The following is a 4,292-nucleotide window of genomic DNA, read 5'->3' as shown; positions in this document are numbered from 1 at the left end:
AGTCGGCGGGGGTGGGGGTGTTCGTGGTCACGGCGTTGCCCGTGGTGTTTCTGTCACGCACCGGGCGCGGCGGGCTGTAGCGCGGCCATGAATGCTTCCGGGGTCAGCGCGGGCATTTGCGCCACTGCAGTCCGGAGCGAATCCACCTGTGTGTTCACGGCTTCCGCCACCTGATCCACCACGGGCGCGGCCTGCGGCAGCACCGCGCTCACCTGCTGACCCACGGCCGTGACGGCCTGCTCGACCACCGGCGCCGCGGCCTCCACCACCGGCTGCACCTGCTCGACCGCGGTGACGGCCTGCTCCACCACCGGCGCGACGGCCTCCACCACCGGCGTCGCCACCTGCGCGACCGGCGCGGGCACCCCGGGCAGATTGGCAATCGCCGAAACCGGCTGCACCCAGGGCGAACCCGTCGCCGGATCGGTGCCATCGGCCGAAACCGGCACCTGCGCAGCGGTATCGATCAGCGCCGTGGGCATCGCGGGCGCGGGTTTGGTCGCATCGCCTCCACTGAGCGCGCCGCCCGCGATGCCGCCAACCACTGCACCGATCACCCATGCGGGTGCGGTGATCGCAGCGGCACCGACGATGCAGCCAGGCACCACGCCTGCCACGACACCCACTGGGGCTCCGACACCGCCGGTCGGAATGCCTCCGATCAAACCGCCTGCAACGCCACCGACGACTGCGCCTGCCACGCAACCCACGGGGAGCGCGATGGCTGTGGCCCCGGTGGCGATGACACCGCCCAGCACTGCTCCTGCCGTGCTGGTTGCCGCCATGCGGTCGGACTGTTCTCGGGAAAATCCGAGATTGTCGTACATCGCGGCGATCTGCCACTCGGCCATGTCGGCGTATGCCTGGACCTTGTCGCGCGTCTTCACGTCGATGAAGTCAGGAAGCTCGACCTGGCCTGTGCCGACCCGCAGCTTATGCGGATCAGCAGGCATAACTTCTGGCGCATTCGCCTGCTGATCAGGTTGTGTAGCCTCCGGTTCCGTCGGCTGGACCCGCGGCTGCGTCTGCTGCGGCTGGATGATGGTGTCCTGCTGCGGCTGGGTCTGCTGCTTGGGCCGCGGCCGGTTCGGGGGAGCGACGGGCGGGTCCGGAATCCAATCCGCCGGGCTGGGGGCCGAATTCACCGGCGGCTGCGGCGTACTCAATCCGGGCTGTCCATCCCCCGGAACAGCCAACCCCGGTTGTCCCGGGACGGCCGCCGCAACTCCTTGGCCGGCAACCAGCGCTATGGGCAGCATCGACAACAGGATCGAAGTTCGCTTGTTCTTCATGTCCCCAATTCCCATTCACCGAACGGACAGCGCCGGGCTCGCGACCCGAATGTCCCGGATGCCAGGGCCTTTCGCATCACGGGGGCCATCCCTACCACCGGCCGATCACCCAGGTGGCCCATCGGAACCGGGCGGGCCCCGATGATCCGTCATGAAACCCCACCACCTGCAATGATCGTGTTGCGGCCCTGATCTTACCCGGATCGTAAAACCCCACAACCGGTTCCGTGACAGGAGTGACGAATTGTTAAACCCAACCGAGCCTGACTCGTAGGATCAACCGGATCCTGCTCCGGCATCCGAACCCGCGTCACCCCAATGCTTCTCGATCGCCGCGTGATCTACCCGAAGGAATCCCCATGCGCGCCAAGCCAGCACACTATGCGCAAACATTCGCCTACAGGGCGGCCGCATTATTGCTGACGACCTGCGCCCTCACCGCCTCTGCCTGCGGAGTCGGCGACAACAACGCCTCCGCGCCGAAGACGACGACGGTCGATCCGGGCCGGGCCCCCGCGAACGTACGCTGGGAAAACTATCAGGGCGTCCAGCTTCCGATCGGCGACCATGACGGTCCCAGCAAACTCGGCACCACGGCCGCGGGTTACTCCCACACTCCGCAGGGCGCGGCCCTGGCCGCCATCAACCACAGCACCCGGCTGTCTCTAGCCCCTGACGGTGTTTGGCCACAAGTCGCGGCCATCTCGCTGATTCCGGGTCCCGCCAAGGACTCCTGGGTCCTGGCCCGAGCCCAGATCTCCGTCACCGCCCCCGCCAATCCGGTGGTCGCCCCTCGGATCACCGCCTACAAGATCACCAACTACACCCCCGACCGCGCCGACCTCACCGTCTACGCCACCTACTCCGACGCCAGCATCACCGCGACGGCGGAAACCGTCCTCTGGGTCTCCGAGGACTGGCGACTCCTGCTCCCGGACCCCGCCGCCAAAACCCAGACGGTCCAATCGGTCCCCGCCATCCCCGCCGACACGGTCAAACTGGAGCCCCCCAAATAACGGCTACCCGACCAACTTCAGCCCGATCACGCACGCCACGATCCCACCGAGCAACAGCAGCTTCACCGCACTGACGGCAGCCCCACCCGTAGCCATCGAATAGACGACGGTCAGCACCGCCCCGATCCCTACCCACACGGCATAAGCCGTCCCCACCGGCAACCCGCGCATCGCATACGCCAACCCGGCCATACTCGCGACCAGCGCCACACCGAACACCACACTCGGCCCGAGCTTGGTGAACCCTTCCGACTTCCCCAGCGCAGTGGCCCACACGGCCTCGAAAACCCCGGACACGACCAGCACCAGCCAAGACATGACAACCTCCGAAGGCCGTCTTGTCGCACACCGGGTACGGCTCCATCGTCCGGGTCCCCAATCGGGAACTACCTACCAAGATGGCAAACATCCAGCGATCGGGGCAAATTCCTTACCGGTGATCTCCGCCTCCATCAGCGGAGATCACCAGATCGCTCACCCGCAGAGACCGCTCCCGAGGAACCGATCCCACTGCTCCCCGGAAAACACGAGCGCCGGACCTGTCGGATCCTTGGAGTCGCGCACTCCGACGATGTGTGCCCTTTCGCCCACGAAGGCGACCTCGACACACTCGGAGGCGTTGGCGGATCGGGAGGACTTGAACCACTCCGCGTTGGCGAGTTCGTTGATCACGCGCTGTACTCCTTCGCGATCGTCGACACCAGATCTCTGGAGTCGCTTTCGCTCAACGCTACCTGCTGAATACCGTTGATCGCCTGCCGAAAGCGGGTAATCACCGTCGTTTGTTCGAGGTAGAGAGCTCCTTCCGTGCCCTCCACGTAGATGACGGGTGGCTCGATCAAATTGATTGCCAGGTGCGGGAATTCGAGCAGCGTGAACGACTGGAACGCCACACCGACATCGAGAACGGCGCTGAACGGGATGATGCGGATCGAGACATTGTCCTGGCAGCTGATCTCGGCCAGATGTCGCAACTGCTCCCGCATGGTCTTCGGGCCGTCCAGCCGGTGGCGCAGCACCGCCTCCGACAGCAGCGCGTCCAGCCGGAAATTCTTGTCGGAGAGCTTCTCCCGTCGGCGAGCGGCCAGCTCCAGTCGGCGCCATATCGGTCTCGGACACGCCGGGCTCGGTGGCCGCGATGATCGCGCGGCGGTACTGCGGGGTCTGCAACAGGCCGTGCATCATCGCCAGTTGGTGCGTTGCCAAATGATTGGCCCGCTCCTCCAGCCGCATGTAGTGGTCGAAATGCGAGAGGTACTGGTCGGCGTAAGCCTGCCACCATCCCTTGTAGGTGCCCTGTAGCTTCGCGGTCTTGTCCTGCCGCCGTACCTCCTGCCACAGCTCCAGTGCCTCCTTCCGGACCGCCGGGGTGACGTTATAGAGCGTCAGCAACGACTCGAGTTGCGGCGTGGAGATTTTGGTCGGCTGCCCGTCCTCCAGTCGCATAACGGTCTGTCTGGACGTATCTATGTGCAGGCTGGTCATCAACAATGAAGCGCCTGCCTGCTCACGGAGCTTGCGAAGAAATCGTCCGAATGCCCTTTTGGGGATAGTAGATCCGACCATTTCGTTAGCCTCGCTATCTGGGGATTCTCCTTCACGGACCGGTCCACCGTGGACCTCCAACGAGTTGGACGTAATTCACTCCTAAATGGTGTCAATTCGAGCTGCCCGGTGTCTACTTGAATTCGGCGCGCCACACCGAATTTCGCAAGTATTCCGCAAAAAGGGAGTCTGAAATGTCCTGGGACGCTTGGGCGCTGCTGTCCATCATCGCGCTCTGCCTCACCGTGATCGCCCGAACCTGCTGGGACTCCTACCGGGTCAACCACCCCGGTAACGGCGAAACCCTCCGCCTCTCCTTGTCCACGGGCGGTCACATCGACATCCCCTGTCCGCCAACCCATTCCACCGGCCGCCACCGCACCCAACCCAGTAGGTGACCCCATGACCCCCGCCGAGATCGCCGTCCTCACGGCCCTCC

5 protein-coding genes, 1 pseudogene and 1 riboswitch are annotated in these 4,292 nt (G+C 65.0%); of the genes and pseudogenes, 2 read left to right on the top strand and 4 right to left on the bottom strand.

Translation table 11 applies throughout. The features are described from left to right. Positions 1-53: 53 nt before the first annotated feature. On the bottom strand, positions 54-1,292 hold the full coding sequence (locus ACAM49_RS39005; RefSeq protein WP_369640540.1) for a hypothetical protein: 1,239 nt from the start codon (positions 1,290-1,292) through the stop codon (positions 54-56). Positions 1,293-1,651: 359 nt separating this feature from the next. On the opposite strand from ACAM49_RS39005, the gene ACAM49_RS39000 reads away from it, so the two are divergent. Next, positions 1,652-2,308 (top strand): hypothetical protein, encoded by a 657-nt coding sequence (locus ACAM49_RS39000; protein WP_369640539.1) that lies wholly within the window; start codon positions 1,652-1,654, stop codon positions 2,306-2,308. Positions 2,309-2,311: 3 nt separating this feature from the next. Here the strand turns inward: ACAM49_RS39000 and ACAM49_RS38995 are convergent, their stop codons facing one another. From ACAM49_RS38995 to ACAM49_RS38985, 3 genes and pseudogenes are all read right to left on the bottom strand, one after another. Beyond that, on the bottom strand, positions 2,312-2,626 hold the full coding sequence (locus ACAM49_RS38995; RefSeq protein ID WP_369640538.1) for a multidrug efflux SMR transporter: 315 nt from the start codon (positions 2,624-2,626) through the stop codon (positions 2,312-2,314). A 9-nt stretch (positions 2,627-2,635) separates the two neighbouring features. Then, positions 2,636-2,698: riboswitch (guanidine-III (ykkC-III) riboswitch) on the bottom strand. Positions 2,699-2,782: 84 nt separating this feature from the next. Beyond that, the gene (locus tag ACAM49_RS38990; protein ID WP_369640537.1) at positions 2,783-2,980 is read right to left on the bottom strand and encodes a DUF397 domain-containing protein; all 198 of its coding nucleotides are present in this window, start codon (positions 2,978-2,980) and stop codon (positions 2,783-2,785) included. Then, a pseudogene (locus tag ACAM49_RS38985) lies at positions 2,977-3,874 on the bottom strand (helix-turn-helix domain-containing protein). Before ACAM49_RS38985 ends, ACAM49_RS38990 begins: the two are co-directional and overlap by 4 nt. Positions 3,875-4,047: 173 nt before the next feature. On the opposite strand from ACAM49_RS38985, the gene ACAM49_RS38980 reads away from it, so the two are divergent. Next, positions 4,048-4,251: a hypothetical protein gene (locus ACAM49_RS38980; RefSeq protein ID WP_369640536.1), complete on the top strand. Its 204-nt coding sequence runs from the start codon at positions 4,048-4,050 to the stop codon at positions 4,249-4,251. Positions 4,252-4,292 lie beyond the last annotated feature (41 nt).

The sequence above is a fragment of the Nocardia sp. JMUB6875 genome, assembly GCF_041154655.1.
Lineage (GTDB): Bacteria > Actinomycetota > Actinomycetes > Mycobacteriales > Mycobacteriaceae > Nocardia.
This window is presented reverse-complemented; position numbering and strand designations above follow the sequence as displayed.